Genomic DNA, 17,853 nt, shown 5'->3' on the forward strand with positions numbered 1-17,853 from the left:
AACATAATGTTCATTTACAAATATTTACAACTGCTCTTTACCATGTAAAATCATTTATAAACAGTGGGTTGTAATTTATTGTGTGTTTCAGCTTCAAATAATTGTAATTGTTTTGTAACTGAAATGTTGTTCTTGTTTGTGTTTCCGTTTTATATTGGGGCTGAAACTTTGTTTCAATCACTATTTAGACGATAACATAACATATCCCAGGGGAACCCATGTCTAATAATCTAATAAAAAGAACTGCAGTTGCTTTGGCTGTAACAAGTGCAATGTGCGCTAGTGCACAAGCCAACGACTTTTCTAAATATAATCTTGCCGGCAAAAAATTAATTAAAGCGAGCGCGGTAACTAAAAAAGAACAAAAAGTTCGCAGTGAAGCAACAAGTTGGCTTGTAAAACTTAATGCTCCAGCATCTATTAACGCAAAAACAATGGGTGCAGATGTTGCGTCGATTCAAGCGCAAGCAAAAGTAGCGCAAGCAAGCGTAGAGCAAGCAATCAACAGCATGGACTTGCCTCTTCAAGTTGTGGCTAAAACTTCAACGCTAGTCAGCTCAATTGTAGTAAATGGTAATAAGCAAGATGTTGCTAAGTTACTATCAAACTCTCAAGTTGAAGGTATTTACCCTGTATACGATTATGAATTGCATGTTGCTGACAGCGCTGACTATATTGAAGCAACTCCTTTAGTATCAAATGGTTTAGCGACAGGTGAAGGTGTTCGCGTTGCTGTGCTTGATACAGGTATCGACTACACTCATACAGCCTTTGGTGGTGCGGGAACTGACGAAGCATATGCGGCAGCTATTGCTGATCCTGCTTCTGTAGATTGGCCTCAAGGTAAAGTATTAGGCGGTTATGATTACATCAATTATGACGATGATCCAATTGATGTAACAACTAACCATGGTACACACGTTTCTCACTCTGTTAATGGCATCGCGCCAAACGTAGATTTATTTGTTTACTCGGTATGTAATAGCGGTTGTCCTGGTCTTGCACAACTACTAGCACTTGAAAGTGCAATGGACCCTGATGGTAATGGCGACATTAGTGATCGTGTTGATGTTATCAACATGTCTCTAGGTGGCGATTACGGTGATATTGCCAACGATGCAGTTGGCCTATTTATCAACCAAGCGGTTAAGCTTGGCACAAACGTTGTTATCTCTGCAGGTAATGATGGCGCTTACCCATTCATCGTCGGTGGTCCAAGTACTACAGAAAATGCTCTTTCAGTAGGTGCGATGACTCACCCTACAGGTGCAGAGTCAATTGGTAGCGGTACAATAAATGGCGAAGAAGCAATTGTGCAACCAGCAAGTTTTGGCCCACAAACAGCGTTTAGCTTCTCAAATGATGATATTGAGCTTGTTTACCCTGATGCAAATCAAACAGCATGTGAAGCGTTTGCTGATGACGTAGATTTTACTGGTAAAGGCGTTATCATCGACCGTGGTGCATGTGCATTTACAGTTAAAGTATTAGCAGCACAAGCTAAAGGCGCAGAGTTTGTTATTATTGCAAACAATAATGACGATGGCACGCCAGCACCTATGGGCGGTTCAGATCCTTCAGTAACTATCCCTTCTGTAGGTGTAACGTTTGCTGCAGGTACAGCGCTTAAAGCGGGCGGTACATTTAATCTAACAGTTGAACGTTTAGTTCTTTCTGGCGCGATTGCTGATTTCACATCGCGTGGTCCTTCAATGGGCGGTCTGTTAAAACCAGAAATTACAGCACCAGGTGTAAACATCATGACTGCTCATCCTGGTCTTGGTGATGGTCTTACTGGCGCAACAGGTACTTCATTCTCGGGCCCAATTACTGCTGGTGCGGTGAGCTTATTAAAAGAAGCGCTGCCAGAGCGTAACGCGTTTGAAATTAAAGCGACGTTAATGAACACGGCAAACCTAAATGTAACTATGGAGCCGTTAGCGATTAACCCAGACGCTGAGCTTGCACCAATTAGTTATATCGGTGCGGGTCTTGTTGATGTAAACAAAGCGGCTAACTTACCAGTTGCTGCATGGGCTGCAGATACTAAACAAGCAGCACTTTCGTTTGGTTTAGTAAACGCATCAGAAACCGTTGAGCTTACTAAAACAGTTCAAGTTAAGAACTTCTCTAACGAAGATAAAGTGTACACACTTTCTCTTGAGCAGCGTTATGCAGATGATGTTGAACGTGGTTCATTTGCACTTGACTACCCAGAGTCAATCACAGTGCCGGCAGGTCAAACTATGTCATTTGACGTGACAGCGACGATTGACCCTGCAACATTACCTGAGTGGACATTAACCGATGATAACATCGGCTCACAAGATGCAACGGCTGATTTAACTAACCTAGAGCTTGATGGTGCGTTAATTTTCTCTGATGGTAGCGATGAAGCATTCCACCTTGTTTATCACGTATTACCAAAAGCAAATGCAGCAATGAGCTTCATGCCTGTAATGACAGATAATGGTGTTGCTCATGAGTTAACAAATACAGGTGCGGTAGCACTTGAGCCAGTATTTGCTCCTACAGTGATGACTGATGATGTTGATGAAGATCAACGCTTTGACTTAGTGGGTGCATCAATCGAAACATTCCAAGTGCCTACTGATATCTGTGATAGCGGTTATGTTACTTTGACTACTCTTGTGATGAATGAGGGTATTACTCACTCTTACGTGGGTGGTTTCATGGCTGACTTCGACGTAGACCAAGATGGTACATACGATGTAACAGTACAAAATGGTAAATTAGAATGGTTCTACGATGTTGAGCCAGGCACTGCAATTACCTTTACTCATGGTTATGGTAGCTCGTCAGGTAACCTTGATAATATTTACCAAATCATTGGTAATAACCATCTTACAATGCAAAGCTGTTTAGGTGCATTTGGTCTAACTGCTGATGATATTGGCCGCGCAACTGCAAATGTACGTTTCCGTACAGAAGAAGAAACGTGGACACCAATTGCATCAGGTGAAGGCGATGTCGCGATGGGTACATATACATTTACAGACGCATCAAGTGACGTATATGCAGCTCTAGTTGATGAAGCTGGTGAAGTAGTTAGCTCATTAGAGCCAGGCGCTTCTGCAACATTGTTGAACGCTGGTGCAGACTTCATGATCTTATCTGACTCAGGTTCAAAAGCTTACGTAGCAACACCAAGCGAAGATGCTAACGTTGCGCCAGTTCTTGCTGATGCATCATTCTCTGTTGATGAAAACACGGCAGTAGATACTGTGATTGGCACATTAGAAGCAACATTTGGTGCTGAGCTTGCTAATCCAATCGCTGAATACATTGTAGTTAGCTCTACTTCTTCAGCTGTGTCAGTGACTGCTTCAGGTGACGTTGTTGTTATGAACAGCGACATGCTTGACTACGATGCTGGTATGATGAGCATTGAGCTTGAAGTTGTTGCTGCCGATTCTGCTGGCAATATCTCTGAATCAGCGATGGTAACTGTTGAAGTTATGAACGTTGCTGACGAGCCAGAAGAAGTTAACCCAGTAATCGACGCTGAGCTTGGTGAGTTCTCTGTTCAGGAAAATGCAGCAGAAGGTACTGTAATTGGCACTGTGACTGCAACTGACCCTGATGCAGATCTAACTCCTATCGCAACATATGAAGTGACAGGTAGCGAGAGCATTAGCATCAGCGATGCGGGTGAGTTAATGGTTGCGGGTGCTATCGATTATGAGCAAACAACCTCTATCGAAGTATCAGTAACTGCAGTTGACTCTGCAGGCAATATGTCTGAAGCGGTGATGATTACTATTGCAGTAACACAAGACCCGGCAGAAGATGTTGTAGCTGAAGAACCAGCGAAGAAGAAATCTTCTTCAGGTTCACTAGCATGGTTAACATTACTTGCTGCACCGTTCGCATTTATGCGTCGTCGTAAGCAAAAGTAATTACTTGATAAATAAGTAATAAAAGGGAGCTACGGCTCCCTTTTTACATTGCTTCACAAAGGCTACTTATATATTGCAGTTTTTTTACTTATATTGGAGACAGAATAATAAAACAAATACAGGAATCCCATGAAAGTTGGCCATTCACTTTGCCTTGCGGCACTCTCTTTAGCTGCTTTATCAGCGTGTAATAAAGTCCCAGATAATAAAGAACAAGCCGTTATTACAGAGCAAGTTCAGATTGCAGCACCCGTCGCCAAAAAAATACCTCATGAAATGACCATTCATGGTGACACACGTATCGATAACTACTATTGGATGCGTGATGATGAACGCAAAGATGCCGCTGTTATTGCCCATTTGAATGCTGAAAATGCGTATGTTGAAAGCAAACTGGCACATACTCAAATGCTACAAAACACCCTGTTCGAAGAGCTTAAAGGGCGTATTGAGAAGGATGACGATACCGTACCGACAAAAAAAGGGGAATATTACTACTTCTCACAAACGCGCGGTGATGACGAATACCCTGTTTATGTGCGCAGCAAAGATAGCCAAGGAGAAGATAAGCAGGTTATTTTAAATGTGAATGAGCTTGCTAAAAATCATGACTATTTTGCCGTAACAGGTTTAGCTGTCAGCCCAAATGGCAATTTGCTGGCTTATGGTGAAGATACTGTGAGTCGTCGTATTTACACAATTAAAGTAAAAGATTTAACAACAGGTAAAATGCTCACAGAGAGCCTTGAAGGCACAGAAGGAGATGTAGTCTGGGCTAATGACAACAAAACCTTTTACTACATCAAAAAAGACTTACAGACGCTGTTAGGCTATCAAGTATATCGCCATACGTTAGGCACCCCACAAGCCGATGATGAACTCGTTTACGAAGAGAAAAACACCAGTTACTACACCGGTATTTATAAGAGCAAAGACCAACAGGAAATCTATATTAGTCATGGCAGCACCAGTGCGTCTGGCGTCTCGGTTATTGATGCTAATGATGTCAAAGCAATGCCAAAACGTTTTATTGAACGCGAGGCAGGGCTTGAATATGACATCAGTAAATTAGGCGATTGGTACTACGTCGTTACCAATTTAAATGCAGTTAACTTTCAACTTATGAAAGTGCACCGCGATAAGGCTCATGATAAAGCAAATTGGCAAACGCTAATTGCTGGTCGTGATAACGTAAAACTTGAAGGCATTGATTTATTTAACAATCACTTGGTTTATGAAGAGCGAGAAATGGGGCAAACCCGAATCACTATTCGCGACCTTCGTAACCAACAAGAGCAAGTCGTTGCGTTTAATGATCCAACTTATATGGTCTTTAGTTATGGTAATGGTGAGTTAGATAACCCTAGCTTACGTGTTTACTATTCAAGTATGACGACGCCAGGCAGCAGCTACGATATCAACCTAGAAAGTGGCGAAAAAACACTACTTAAACAGCGTAAAGTGTTAGGTGATTTTAATCCTGACAACTATGCCTCTGAGCGAGTTTATGTGACGGCTAGAGATGGTGTCGATGTTCCTGTGAGCCTTGTTTATCGTAAAGATAAGTTCAAAAAAGATGGCTCGAATCCGCTTATGCAATATGGTTATGGTTCGTATGGTGCGACCATGGATCCGAGCTTTTCTAGTTCACGCTTAAGCTTACTTGATCGCGGTTTTGTGTTTGCGATTGCGCATATCCGTGGCTCACAAATGCTGGGTCGTCCTTGGTACGAAGACGGCAAGTTGCTGAAAAAACAAAACACCTTTAATGACTTTGTTGATGTGACTAAATCATTAGCCGCTCAAAAGTATGGTGATAAGGATAATATTTTTGCTATGGGTGGCAGTGCAGGTGGCTTGCTAATGGGGGCTGTTGTGAATCAAGCGCCTGAACTTTATAAAGGGGTGATTGCTGCTGTGCCTTTTGTTGATGTGGTCACGACCATGCTAGATGCCAGCTTACCACTGACAACGAATGAGTATGACGAGTGGGGTAACCCGAACGATAAAGTCTATTATGATTACATGCTGTCATATTCGCCGTACGACCAAGTTAAGCAGCAGGCTTACCCAAATATGTTAGTCACTACCGGCTTACACGACTCTCAAGTTCAGTATTTTGAGCCTGCAAAATGGGTTGCTAAGTTACGTGATTATAAAACCGATGATAACCTTTTGCTGTTCAAAACCGACATGGAAGCAGGGCACGGCGGTGCTTCTGGGCGCTTTAAAAGCTTGCAAGATACCGCTTTATATTACGCCTTTATGCTCGATTTGGCGGGTATCGAAAAATAATAACAACACAGGCATCCGTGATTAAGCGGATGCCTGCATAGCTAAATTAAAGCGAAATTCACTGCCTTTTCCTAAGGTACTTTTTACGTTTATTTCACTATCCATTAGGGTGAGCAGTTGCTTGCTAATAGCAAGTCCTAAGCCTGTTGAGCCTCGTTTTATACTATTACGTGCCTGATAGTGAGGCTCGAAAATCGCATTGAGTTCATCCTCATGAATACCAACCCCGGTATCAGACACTGCCACGTATAATTGATCACTTTGCTGGCTAACCTTAACGGCAATTTCACCGCCATTAGGGGTGTGCCGAACGGCATTTTCGATTAAGTTTGTAAGTACCCGCTCTAATTTTGCGATGTCTGCCGTCACGGTAAAATCGCAGATTTCGGGAATAACCTTGAGTGAAATTCCCGCTGATTGCGCTGTTAGAGCAAGCTTTGCCACACAATCATAAATTAACTCACCCAAATTAAAGGTCTCGGATTGTATTTTTACTTGGCCGCATTCTAAATTAGCCAGCTCAAAAATTTGTTCAATCAGCTGTTTTAGTTGCTGGCAGTTATCCATTGCAAGGTTGAGATAATGACGTTGCTCAGGCTCGTTTAAGTGGCTATCCGGTTTATTGATCACCTCCAAAAAGCCGTGGAGTGAAGAGAGCGGCGTACGTAAATCGTGTGATAAGTGAGTCAGTAACTCACGGCGTTGTTTATCAGCTTGCTGTAATGACTGAAACTGCTCATCAATACGTGCCAGCATGGCATTGACGCCTTTGCTTAAATTGCCAATTTCATCGTGAGCTGTGTAGCTAGAGTCCAATGACATTTTGGTTAGGCTGTAGTTAGCCGCTTCTATTTTATTAAGCTCTTTATTGAGTTTTTTTAACGGTAAGGTGAAAAACCGAAATAACAGCAACATCGCAATAAAGAGCGCAACTAAGGCAGCTACAAACCACATGGCAGCAAGCCAAAGGTTATCATTGGCTTTAATGTTTTTAAGGGTTGTATCGTAAGCTTGCCCGCCAATAATCACGTATAAATAGCCTTGCAGTTGCTGCTGATTATAAACTGGCGCAGTCGAAAATATTTTTACGCCATCCTTGCTACGTGGATCGTCACCATAAATCGGTGTGGCAGTGGGGTTGTCGAGTAGCTGCTGTATTGGGGTTAAGTTTATTTGTTGCCTCACGACTTGCCCTGGTTTGGCGGAATAAGTCAGTAAATGACCTTCTGAGTCTACAAAATAAAATTCAAAAGCCGGACCAAGTATCATCAGCGTGTGGAATAAGTTTTCTAGTGCATCATAGTCATACACACCTTGCTGGATCAGTGGGTTGTCATGCACTAAATGCTCAGCTAGTTGGAGGTGCAAGTTTTGCTGAGCATGGTGTACCGAGCTTTGCTCTAGCTGCTTACTCCAATTTAAAACCAGTGTGCACAAAAGACTAAAAATAAGCACCAAAGACCAAGCGAGTTTTTGATAAAGCGTCATTGATTTCATTAATTTGCACTCAATTGACCGGGGTTTAGTTTATAGCCTACACCCCAAACTGTTTCGATAAAGTTGGCTGGGTGATGTTGCTCAAACTTACTGCGTAAACGGTTTATATGGGAATTGACCGTATGCTCGTAGCCGCTGTGTTGATAACCCCATACTTGGTCAAGTAACTGTTGGCGGCTAAAAACATGGTTTGGGTGTTTAGCAAAATAGACCAGTAAATCGAATTCGGTGGCGGTTAAGTTAATAGCTTGGTCAGCTAAAAATGCTTGATGGCTGGTAAATTCAATGTGTAGTTCTCCAAGTTGAATTGCCGCTTGAGTACTATCTTCATAGTGTGATTGAGCTGCTATAAGTTGTGACCTATGCCGTAATTGTGTTTTTATTCGTGCTTGTAATTCTCTAGCGAAAAACGGCTTGCAAATATAATCATCAGCGCCCATTTCCAGACCTATCACTCTGTCCATATCACTACTGAGTGCGGTCAGTAAAATAACGGCAATACTTGGATAGTGCTCTTTAATTTTGCGGCATAAGCTCAAGCCATCCATTTGTGGCAGGTTAATATCGAGCAGTACTAAGCCGTAACTTGAGCTGGCAAGCTTCTTTATTGCAGCTTCAGCGCTCGAGGCTTCATCAATATGTAAGTTTAGGCAGTGCAATTGTGTGCTGATGAGCTGGCGGATTGCTCTATCATCTTCGACGATTAATAATTTTTCTTGGCGCATGGTTCACTCCAAATCACTGAGGCACATCCTTATGACCTCGGTGTAAGGAGTGCGATTATTATTGCGTCCGCGTTATCGTGATCCGAGCAACCGGGTTATCAAACTTATGCTGGCTGGTGAGCACAGAGCTTGTCAGGCCATCATCTTGACTAACCACACCTGGGTGCATTGCAACACGGTTAATATCGTCGCGCATTTCGTTGTAGCCTTCGCCTGAGTCGGCAGGACCAGGGATCGTGCCTTGAGCTTCAGAGTTAGCTTCGGTGCCTGCATCATAGGCAAAACTAGTACGAGACAGTGACTCATTAACCGCTAACGAAGACACATCTATAGCATTAAGACCGGTAAAAGCGTCATTTGTATTCACCAACATGGTCGCTAAGCTAATTTTTAATGAATCAAGCTCTCCCGTTGTCAGGGTTAACGTGACTTGCTCACCTGGTTGTAATGGGCTTTCTGCTGAAGCTGCTTGCATTGTCATTTCTGCTGCGAGTAGCTCGCTGTTATCGCCGCCTTCAGCCATAATTTCAAGTGCTTCAGATGCTGGTTCGCCAATTTCCCAAAGCATGCCATCAGTGTGAGCAATCACAGCAACAGGGGAGAAAGGTTGAGCAGCGGTGAGATTGACTACCTCCACCATAAATTGATGATTTGTTGCCATCTCACCCATTTCCATTGTCATTTCTTCAAGCGCTTCATCCATGTTGTCTGATGATTTATCTGAATCCCCACAAGCCGCAAGGCCGGCACTCAATGCGAGGATAATTAAGCTTTTTGAAAAGCGCATAATAACCTCCTATTTAACCGTAACTGTTAGCATCGCAACTGGGTTTAACCATCTGTGTACGGTGTTATCGAGGTCACTCATACCTGCTTCTAAATCGTCGTCACCTAAATTACCCGGATGAATATGCACCATCATATTGGTTTCGCTACTGGTGACGCCGCTGCCATTCATACCCGCATTGCCACCCGGTGCGGCAGGAATGCCTGGCGTGCCCGGCATTCCTGAACCCTCAACAACAAGCTCATCATTGGCTTCGGTTCCTGCATCATACGCATTGAGATAAACAGTGTAGGTACCAGCTTCGGTTGGGATCATCCAACTATCTAAACCTACAAAGCCATCATTGGTAGGCAGTAGCATGGCTGTTAGAGATAAGTAGTTATTGCCATCCTTGGTGGATAAGCTCGCCATTGTTGAGCTTGCTGGGGCTAATAAACCTTCAGCAGGGTTGGCAACCATGTCGCTGTTTGCGGCTGTGGCTTCAGTCATTAATGGCTCGAGATTGCCACCTTCAGCCATAGTCTGTAGGGCTGTAGAAGCAGGCATAGCAACGCTGAAAAGTTTGCTATCACTGTTATGAGCCGTAATGAGAATAGGGGTAAAGTGTAAACCTTGCGTGAGGTTAGTTAGTTTTATATCAAGCTCAGCAGCTTGGCTTGCAAGGCTAGTTACTGCGCATGCAGCGAATAAAGTTAAAGGTAAAGCTTTCATGTGAGATTCCTGTTTTTGATGATTCAAAACCAGTATCGAATAGCAATATCCAGAAACCTTCACGAAGTTATCACATTTTTATCACAACGTTGATTACAGCCTTTTTTGCTGGTTGAGAGTTTTAAATTTAACCAATTTAACTAGTGTAAAAGGTTATTACGGTTTATAGTAGAGATACAAACAAACCCATAACAAGGAATTTAAAATGGATGATAATCAAAAAGTTGAAATAATTGTGGCAGATAAAGAGCAGCGCACATGGGCAATGTTTTGTCACTTAAGTGCCTTAGCAGGGTTAATTTTCCCGTTTGGTTCGGTGATTGGGCCTTTGATTGTTTGGCTTGTAAAAAAAGAAGAAATGCCACTTGTTGCTGAGCATGGTCGCAAATCATTAAACTTTCAATTAACCATGATGATTGCTTACATTGTGTGCTTTATGCTGATGTTTGTTGTCGTTGGTGTCATTCTGCTGCCATTGGTTGCGCTATTCTCATTGATTATGGTGGTCGTATCGGCGATTAAAGCCAACGATGGTAAAGATGTTAAATACCCTATGGCGATAGAATTTATAAAGTAAATTAATTGCCATATACTAAAGGCTCAGCCATTTGCTGAGCTTTTTTATGTGATGTTTATGGCCTACTTATCGTTATTTTTCAGCGCGTTTATTTCCGCAACCTTATTACCTAGCTCTTCAGAATTAGTAATGACAGCTATGATAGCCAGTGGTGATTATCTACTTTGGTTGTTATGGCTAAGTGCAACCGTGGGTAATGTGCTTGGGAGTTGTGTGAATTATTGGCTGGGCACGCAAGTCATGCGATTTAAAGACCGTAAATGGTTTCCCGTTTCACAAAACTCGATAGACAAAGCCGAACAGCAATTCAATAAGTACGGTATTTACAGTTTGTTGTTTGCTTGGCTGCCTATTGTCGGCGACCCTTTAACGGTTGTTGGCGGAATTTTTAGGGTTAAGTTTTCAATTTTTTTGTTACTCGTGACCTTAGGCAAAGGCGCACGTTATTTAGCTGTGCTTGCCTTTGCGGTAGGACTAGAAAAGTTATTCTAGCTTTTTTGCCAATCAAGGGTCAATGATACAGAATCCGCAAAGCGCAGCGCATGAGGTTTATCGACGCGTACTTTGGCATAGTGAACACTTTGATGCTGGTGGCAAATAGCTAAAATTTCAGCAACCAGTTTTTCTAACAGCAAAAAGTGGCCTTCTTCGACAAGGCTGATCACTTCTTTAGTAATGGTCTTGTAGTTTAGTGCTTTATCGACTGCGTCAGTTTCACAAGCTTGATCAGCAGGGTAGTGAATTTCTAAATTAATCACTACATCTTGTTTTTTCTCACGTTCCTCAGGGTTAAAACCTATAAAGGTTCGAAGCCTGAGGTTAGTGACATTTATAATTGCATTGGCCATCATTACCCTCTAACTAGTTGTAAGAACTCGTTACGGGTTTTTGGATCGGCTCTGAAGTTACCTAACATAACCGATGTACGCATGCTTGAGTTTTGCTTTTCAACACCGCGCATCATCATACACATGTGCTTTGCTTCAACGATTACACCAACACCTTTCGCGCCAGTTACTTCTTCAACCGCTTTAGCAATTTGATGGGTTAATTGCTCTTGAATTTGAAAACGACGTGCGAACATGTCAACAATTCGCGCAAACTTAGATAAACCAAGCACTTTGCCATCAGGAATATAAGCAATATGGCAGCGGCCAACAAATGGCAGCAAGTGGTGCTCACACATAGAGTAAAGCTCAATGTCTTGGATCAAGACCATGTCATCGGCATCTGAAGTGAATACCGCATTGTTGGTGATTTCATCTAATGTTTGACGATAGCCTTTAGTCAGATACTCCATCGCTTTTGCTGCGCGTTTTGGTGTGTCGAGTAATCCTTCACGAGCAGGATCTTCACCTACTGCGGTAATTATTTGTTGGTAACTGTTTTTTAAATCATCGTGCATAGCTTTCTCAGTAATTCGTTATTTTAAATGTCTGCCACCATCAACAGGCATAGAACGACCTGTGATGTAGTGACTGCTTAGTAATAGTTCTACGCTGTTAATAATCTCGGCGCAGCCGGGCTCAATGCCCATTAGCGATTTCTTTAATGTTTTGGCTTTGTATTCGTCGCTATCGTGTTCGTTAAAAATAATTAACGAAGGGGCGATAGCATTCACTTTAATGTCTGGTGCAAATTTAGCGGCAAACGACTTAGTTAAATTATCAAGCGCCGCTTTACTTGCTGCATAAGCAAGGTGCTTAGGGCTGCCTTTTTCAACGACGTAATCGGTTAAGTGAATAATATCTGCGGCTTGGCCACTGTTTTGCTGATAATGCAGTAGCAAATCAGAAGCTGCTAAATTAATTAAATAGGGCGCTTTGGCGTGGATACGCATCATATTATCAAACAGGTCTGCGTAATCGTGGTTATTTGCTTCGCAATCCCAGCTAGACGCATTATGGATAATTGCTTTGAGCTGATTGGTATGGGTTTTTAATTCTTCGATAAAATGCCCGATAGCTTGGTCACTATTAAAATCAGCATGGATGCAAATAGCCCCTTTACCTGCAAGCACATCAATTGCTTCATGGCGGGTACGGTAAGTGACGATGATTTCTTGCCCTTGCGCTAAAAAGTGCTCGGCCAGAGCGAGTCCAATACGTTGGCCTGCGCCAGTAATTAAAATGGGCGATGACATAAACTAATATAAAACCTTAGATTTTTGATTTGAAATGTAATGTATTTAACTGTAACAACTATAAACCAAATTACAGAACTATTTCATCTTTACTGCAATCATGTTGCTAACTTTTACGTCAAGCATAGCGCTCTAGATCATTTAGCGCGGCCGATAATGAGTGATTGAAGGTTTTGAATATTGCTAAGGGTCTGTACGAGGAAGGAAAAAGGGCAATTATTATTGCCCTTTTAGTGTTTTAACCGTTTTTAAAGCTCGTCGTATACCGTTGGGATCGCTTGGCGCTTATGTTGAGTACGTAAGTAAATTGCTGTTAGCTTTTCTTCGACTTCATTGCTGACTTCTTTACCTTCTAAGAAATCATCAATTTGATCGTAAGTTAGACCAAGCGCTTCTTCGTCAGTTAGACCTGGGCGATCACACTCTAAGTCGGCCGTTGGGGCTTTATGTACAAGTACAGCTGGCGCTCCCAAGTGCTCAGCAAGCGCACGAACTTGACGCTTTGATAAGCCAAATAAAGGTGCTAAGTCACATGCTCCATCACCAAATTTTGTGTAAAAGCCTGTGATGTTTTCAGCACTGTGATCGGTACCAACAACTAAGCCTTGGCTGAAACCGGCAATTTCATACTGCGCAACCATGCGTTGGCGTGCTTTTACATTACCTTTGATAAAGTCGATTTTAGCTTGCTCTGGTAATTCAGCACCACCACCAACAACCGCGGCCATTGCTTGTTCATGCATGCCATCGACAGCTGCTTTAATGTTAACCGTCATACGCTTACTTGGTTGAATAAAATCTACGGCTAGTTGTGCTTCGTCTTCATCTGCTTGTACGCCGTAAGGTAAGCGTACAGCAATAAATTGATATTCGTTGGTGTTATGTTCTTGGTTTAATTCATTAACCGCTAATTGGCATAAACGGCCACAGGTTGATGAGTCAACACCGCCACTGATCCCTAATACAAGTGAGCGAGAGTGCGCAGCAATAAGTCGGCTTTTAAGAAAGTTAACACGACGGGTGATTTGTGCTTTTACATCAATAGTTGGTTGGACTTTCATTTCCGCCAGAATGTCGGCACGCATGTTAGAGCTCCTATTTTTCGTTGTGGTTGTCAGCGTCTTGTACATTATGTTACGGGCGCGGTTTTTATTAAAGACCTAAATGCGCTTTTATTGCGTTAATTTGCTGCTTAAGATCTTCGATTTCGCTTCGTAATTGTTGTACTTCACTACTGTTATCCTGCATAGGCTCATTAGCAGCCATTTCTTCAGTAATGCTGTCTGGGTCAACAAACAAGTGCATGTAGCGGCTCTCTCGTTTGCCGGGCTCTCGTGCTAAGCGTGCCACATGTTCTTGTTCGATGAGTGCGTTTAATGCGGCTTCGACTTCATTGACGTTACTGAATTCAGCGAGGCGATTACTGCGCGTTCTCAACTCTCCCGGTGTTTGCGGGCCACGTAATAGTAACAAACAGATAATAGCGCGTTGCTGCTCAGTAAATTGCAAACTACCAAACTCGGTATTACAAAAGCGGTGAGCATATTTATTTACGCGCCCTGACAGCCCTTCATCAACCGTCACTAAACGTGATGCAATAAGCTCATCGAGTGTATCTTGGACCTGCGCTTCAGTGAGAGCCAATACTGGCTCACGGTTAGATTTTTGATTACATGCATTGGTCAGTGAATTTAAAGATAATGGGTAATGTTCGGGTGTTGTACTTTGCTTTTCGAGTAAACAGCCAATAACACGTTGTTGAATTGATGATAATTGCATGGTTTTACTCTCTTTTTATTCTTCAGTGCTTAGCCACACTGTTAATTTTTTACTGAGCGAGTCAAACTTAAGAGGTTTGGTGATATAGTCGTTCATACCTGCGTTTAAACAACGTTCCTTGTCACCTTGCATCGCATTTGCTGTGAGTGCGACGATATTAACCCCTTGATGAGCTGCGCCTGCTTCACCTGCCCGAATAGCTCGTGTTGCTTGGTAGCCATCCATTTCTGGCATTTGGCAATCCATTAACACTAATTGATAAGGATTTTGCTCACGGCTCGAAAGTTTTGCAATTGCTTCAAGACCATTTTCGGCAATATCAAAACTAAGGCCCGCCTGTTTAAGTAACGAACCCGCTACCATCTGATTTACTTTGTTATCTTCAACCAGCAAGACTTGCGACTCAGCATTATCGCTACTGGTGACAACATTGGTTATTAAGGTTTCTTTATTAACCTGTTGCTGTTCAATGTATTTGTCGTTTGCCAGTGAGTTAAATAAATCAGACTGTGTTAATGGCTTAAAGATAATACTCTCAACTTTTAATGTTTGTCTCGTTTGTTTTTCAGTGAGACTCATTGGTGCCATCAAAATTCGTTTACAGCTAGTGGCATTAAAGTATTTTAAAAACGATTGTTGGTGCTCTTTTGTTGCGCTGCTATAAAGTTGATAATCCACTAAAATTGCATCGCAGCCTTTATCATTTAGTATTTCGGCACGATTAAGTAAGCTTGGCATATCACTATAGGTCTCGACCTCTGCTCCCCATAGCTGCAATTGTTTTTTGGCAATATTGATACTGAGCTTACAATCATCAGCAATTAAAATATGCTTTTTATCTATAATGTGGCTTGGCTCTGGCACTTGCTTTGTGTGATCACGCTTAACTTTTACAGTAAAGTTAAAGGTGCTGCCTTCCCCGTACGAACTAACCACACTGACATCACCTCCCATTAAATGGCACAGCTGTTTTACTATCGCAAGGCCAAGCCCAGTACCGCCGTACTGGCGCGTAGTTGATGCATCAGCTTGAGTGAAGGAGTCAAATAGAGTTGCTTGCTTTTCAGGCTTAATGCCTACACCCGAATCAATAACAGAGCAGTTCAAGAACAATTCTTCGTTGTTTGTTTCGAGCTTGGCGATGACGATAATCTCACCATCTTTCGTGAACTTAACCGCATTGCTCACTAGGTTATTGATGATTTGTCTAATCCGATTTGGATCACTAATGATAAAGCCGTGATTAAGTTGTGTGGTATCTAGCAGTAACTTGGTATTGTTTTGTTCTGCTTTAATGGCAAATGATTCGATAGTATCGCCAAGTAATTTTGATACATTGAAGCTAACATTTTCAATATCGAGCTTACCGGCCTCAATTTTAGAGAAATCTAAGATATCGTTTATGATATGCAATAGTGATTCAGCCGATGATTGCGCCAAATCTATATGGTGGTTTTGTTGGTTGTCTAGTTTAGTTTGTTTGATGATATTGAGCATCCCGATCACGCCATTCATGGGGGTGCGGATCTCATGACTCATGCTTGCTAAAAATTCACTTTTGGCTTTTACTGCTTGTTCTGCTGCTTCTTTCGCTTGAACAAGTTGCTGCTCTGTCTCTATACGGCGCTGACTTGCGTGTAAACTACCAATGAGTGCCGCAACTGCGATTAAAAAGCTTTCCTCATTTTTACTCCAGTGTCTGCGGTTATGACATTTTTCGGCACACACAACCCCCATCGTTTTGCTACCTGTGGGGATGATCACAGTCAGCATTGAGCGTACATTAAACCAATCAAGATAATTGCTACGTAAGTCACTAGTCAGAGGGTGTTGCTGAGCATCACTGGCATTAATTACAGCGTGATTGTTAATGGCATCAAAATAATTCTGAAATTCAAATTGTTGTAGTGAAATCGGCTCGCTAAATTCAGGCTGGCTTTGGTCGTGAATAGCAAAGGTATTGAGCGACTGGCGGTCGTCACTAAATAGCCAAATACTAGCGCGATCAATATCAAAAGCGTGACAAATTGCTTGCACAATCACATGTTTAGATAAGTTAAGGTTACCAGTCAGTACCGCATCATTAACGGTAAGAGAGGCTAAAATCTCGTTATGTAAGGCTATTTTGTTGTTTTCTAGCTCACCTCGCTTACGGGTATCAATATTTTGCAGCGAGCCAAATAGTTTTATACAACGGCCATTTTTATGCTCGGCTTCACCATGTAACAGTACCCAAACTTCATCACCTTCAGCAGTGATGATTTGTACTTGAGTCTCAAAACTCTCACCATACTTGATTGCACGCTCGTTAAGGCGACGAATTTTATCCCGGCTTTCACCAGCCTTAAAATGCGTAAAGTTAGCAGGCCACTCTGGTTGTACATTAAGAGGAAACTTAAAAATTTGCTTGGTCATATCAGACCAATAGACGGTTCTTGTCTCTAGATTAAAAGACCAAGCGCCGACTTTAGCAAGACTACTCATGGTTTCTAACATACGTTCGCTTTTGTACTGTCTTTCGACCATGCGTAAAAAGAATACAGAGGCGCCAGCAAACAAGATACAGAATAAAATAATGGCCAGTCTTAGCGGCCAAATAGCAGAACTTGGTGGCTGCCATCCAGATTTTGGTGTGGCGTACATCTGCCACTCACCACCTGGAAAGTTAATTCTAAAGCTCAGAGGGTTTGTGTTGAGCACGTCCTTAGAGCCGAAGAAAAAATCACCTTTAGCACCAAGGCCATTTTTGCCTTGTAGGGCAATATCATAATGCTGACTTAGCGCGATTAACCCCGAGTTCGTGTAAATCTTATCTATATCGAGGACAACAGAGAGGAGCCCCCAAAAAGTGAGTTCTGGTGGAGTGAATACGGGCATTCTTGCTATCAATGCTTGACCACCTTGCACCAACTCTAAGGGGCCGGCCATAACAATACGGTTTTCATCTCGTGCTCTAATTGCGTCGTCACGCTGCGCTGGGTTTTCTAAAAAGTTTAGCCCTATAGATTTCTCATTACCCACAAGAGGATAAGTCATCTGAATAACCATATCAGGGGCTGCGCCGATGTTTCTAAGCTCTGAAGACGTTGAAAATAAGGGGCTGGCTATTTGCGTGAAGCGGGCTTGGTCTAAATTGGGTTCGGCTGCAACGGCAACTGCAAGGCCCCTAACAAGTTGAATGTTAGATATTAAGGTGGCTTCGAGCTCTGCACGATAGGCACTTACTTTTGCCAGCTCCTGTGCACGAAAAGCATCTTTCTCGCGGCTGTAATTAATTTGGTCGATTACAAGGCCAATCACGATGATACAGGCAAGTGAAAACCAGAAGGCTAGCTTCAGTTTTTGTAGTTTTTTATTATCTGTTTCGGTCGCTAGCGGCATGAGAAATATCAGGTTTTATACTATCTACCTACTATAGA

General features: G+C 42.4%; 14 protein-coding genes. 4 read left to right on the forward strand and 10 right to left on the reverse strand.

The features are described 5' to 3' along the window. Positions 1 to 218: 218 nt before the first annotated feature. A complete protein-coding gene (locus KQP93_RS00385; protein WP_217875439.1) occupies positions 219 to 3,920 on the forward strand; it encodes a S8 family serine peptidase in 3,702 nt (1,233 codons plus the stop codon). 129 nt (positions 3,921 to 4,049) lie between these two features. Beyond that, positions 4,050 to 6,215, forward strand: coding sequence for a S9 family peptidase (locus KQP93_RS00390; RefSeq protein ID WP_217875440.1), 2,166 nt, complete (start codon positions 4,050 to 4,052; stop codon positions 6,213 to 6,215). A 21-nt stretch (positions 6,216 to 6,236) separates the two neighbouring features. Here the strand turns inward: KQP93_RS00390 and KQP93_RS00395 are convergent, their stop codons facing one another. From KQP93_RS00395 to KQP93_RS00410, 4 genes are read right to left on the reverse strand one after another with little or no spacing between them, the layout of a single operon-like run. Continuing rightward, entirely contained in the window at positions 6,237 to 7,712 is a 1,476-nt protein-coding gene (locus tag KQP93_RS00395) for a sensor histidine kinase (protein WP_217875441.1), read from the reverse strand. After that, entirely contained in the window at positions 7,712 to 8,437 is a 726-nt protein-coding gene (locus KQP93_RS00400; RefSeq protein WP_217875442.1) for a response regulator transcription factor, read from the reverse strand. Before KQP93_RS00400 ends, KQP93_RS00395 begins: the two co-directional genes overlap by 1 nt. Before the next feature lie 58 nt (positions 8,438 to 8,495). Then, positions 8,496 to 9,224 carry a spondin domain-containing protein gene (locus tag KQP93_RS00405; protein ID WP_217875443.1) on the reverse strand — a complete coding sequence of 243 codons (729 nt, stop codon included), beginning with the start codon at positions 9,222 to 9,224 and terminating at the stop codon, positions 8,496 to 8,498. A 9-nt stretch (positions 9,225 to 9,233) separates the two neighbouring features. Next, complete coding sequence (locus tag KQP93_RS00410; RefSeq protein ID WP_130166501.1) at positions 9,234 to 9,935, reverse strand: spondin domain-containing protein; 702 nt, start codon at positions 9,933 to 9,935, stop codon at positions 9,234 to 9,236. A gap of 205 nt (positions 9,936 to 10,140) precedes the next feature. Here KQP93_RS00410 and KQP93_RS00415 point away from each other — a divergent pair, with 205 nt between their 5' ends. Together KQP93_RS00415 and KQP93_RS00420 are read left to right on the forward strand one after the other, a co-directional pair. Further along, a complete protein-coding gene (locus KQP93_RS00415; RefSeq protein WP_217875444.1) occupies positions 10,141 to 10,512 on the forward strand; it encodes a DUF4870 domain-containing protein in 372 nt (123 codons plus the stop codon). Positions 10,513 to 10,569: 57 nt separating this feature from the next. After that, positions 10,570 to 11,004 (forward strand): YqaA family protein, encoded by a 435-nt coding sequence (locus KQP93_RS00420; RefSeq protein WP_217875445.1) that lies wholly within the window; start codon positions 10,570 to 10,572, stop codon positions 11,002 to 11,004. Here the strand turns inward: KQP93_RS00420 and folX are convergent. The 6 genes from folX to KQP93_RS00450 all read right to left on the reverse strand — a co-directional run bounded on the left by folX (position 11,001) and on the right by KQP93_RS00450 (position 17,815). Continuing rightward, entirely contained in the window at positions 11,001 to 11,360 is a 360-nt protein-coding gene (gene folX, locus KQP93_RS00425) for a dihydroneopterin triphosphate 2'-epimerase (RefSeq protein WP_054554637.1), read from the reverse strand. The two genes, KQP93_RS00420 and folX, sit on opposite strands and share 4 nt — an antisense overlap. 2 nt (positions 11,361 to 11,362) lie before the next feature. After that, complete coding sequence (gene folE, locus KQP93_RS00430) at positions 11,363 to 11,917, reverse strand: GTP cyclohydrolase I FolE (RefSeq protein WP_055199245.1); 555 nt, start codon at positions 11,915 to 11,917, stop codon at positions 11,363 to 11,365. Between the two features lie 18 nt (positions 11,918 to 11,935). Then, on the reverse strand, positions 11,936 to 12,655 hold the full coding sequence (gene folM, locus KQP93_RS00435; RefSeq protein WP_062566254.1) for a dihydromonapterin reductase: 720 nt from the start codon (positions 12,653 to 12,655) through the stop codon (positions 11,936 to 11,938). Between the two features lie 248 nt (positions 12,656 to 12,903). Beyond that, positions 12,904 to 13,740 (reverse strand): ammonia-dependent NAD(+) synthetase, encoded by an 837-nt coding sequence (gene nadE / locus KQP93_RS00440; protein WP_217875446.1) that lies wholly within the window; start codon positions 13,738 to 13,740, stop codon positions 12,904 to 12,906. Between the two features lie 67 nt (positions 13,741 to 13,807). Next, the gene (locus tag KQP93_RS00445) at positions 13,808 to 14,434 is read right to left on the reverse strand and encodes a YceH family protein (RefSeq protein ID WP_217875447.1); all 627 of its coding nucleotides are present in this window, start codon (positions 14,432 to 14,434) and stop codon (positions 13,808 to 13,810) included. Positions 14,435 to 14,449: 15 nt separating this feature from the next. Further along, positions 14,450 to 17,815, reverse strand: coding sequence for a response regulator (locus KQP93_RS00450; protein ID WP_217875448.1), 3,366 nt, complete (start codon positions 17,813 to 17,815; stop codon positions 14,450 to 14,452). Between the last annotated feature and the right edge of the window lie 38 nt (positions 17,816 to 17,853).

The organism is Pseudoalteromonas shioyasakiensis, assembly GCF_019134595.1.
GTDB classification, from domain to species: Bacteria; Pseudomonadota; Gammaproteobacteria; order Enterobacterales; family Alteromonadaceae; genus Pseudoalteromonas; species Pseudoalteromonas shioyasakiensis_A.

Excerpts from the sequence above, each read along its gene's own strand:
- KQP93_RS00400 (WP_217875442.1), bottom strand. The coding sequence starts at position 8,437 with ATGCGCCAAGAAAAATTATTAATCGTCGAAGATGATAGAGCAATCCGC.
- KQP93_RS00405 (WP_217875443.1), bottom strand. The coding sequence starts at position 9,224 with ATGCGCTTTTCAAAAAGCTTAATTATCCTCGCATTGAGTGCCGGCCTT.
- KQP93_RS00420 (WP_217875445.1), top strand. The coding sequence starts at position 10,570 with ATGGCCTACTTATCGTTATTTTTCAGCGCGTTTATTTCCGCAACCTTA.
- KQP93_RS00415 (WP_217875444.1), top strand. The coding sequence starts at position 10,141 with ATGGATGATAATCAAAAAGTTGAAATAATTGTGGCAGATAAAGAGCAG.
- KQP93_RS00450 (WP_217875448.1), bottom strand. The coding sequence starts at position 17,815 with ATGCCGCTAGCGACCGAAACAGATAATAAAAAACTACAAAAACTGAAG.
- nadE (WP_217875446.1), bottom strand. The coding sequence starts at position 13,740 with ATGCGTGCCGACATTCTGGCGGAAATGAAAGTCCAACCAACTATTGAT.
- folE (WP_055199245.1), bottom strand. The coding sequence starts at position 11,917 with ATGCACGATGATTTAAAAAACAGTTACCAACAAATAATTACCGCAGTA.
- KQP93_RS00395 (WP_217875441.1), bottom strand. The coding sequence starts at position 7,712 with ATGAAATCAATGACGCTTTATCAAAAACTCGCTTGGTCTTTGGTGCTT.
- folX (WP_054554637.1), bottom strand. The coding sequence starts at position 11,360 with ATGGCCAATGCAATTATAAATGTCACTAACCTCAGGCTTCGAACCTTT.
- folM (WP_062566254.1), bottom strand. The coding sequence starts at position 12,655 with ATGTCATCGCCCATTTTAATTACTGGCGCAGGCCAACGTATTGGACTC.
- KQP93_RS00390 (WP_217875440.1), top strand. The coding sequence starts at position 4,050 with ATGAAAGTTGGCCATTCACTTTGCCTTGCGGCACTCTCTTTAGCTGCT.
- KQP93_RS00445 (WP_217875447.1), bottom strand. The coding sequence starts at position 14,434 with ATGCAATTATCATCAATTCAACAACGTGTTATTGGCTGTTTACTCGAA.
- KQP93_RS00385 (WP_217875439.1), top strand. The coding sequence starts at position 219 with ATGTCTAATAATCTAATAAAAAGAACTGCAGTTGCTTTGGCTGTAACA.
- KQP93_RS00410 (WP_130166501.1), bottom strand. The coding sequence starts at position 9,935 with ATGAAAGCTTTACCTTTAACTTTATTCGCTGCATGCGCAGTAACTAGC.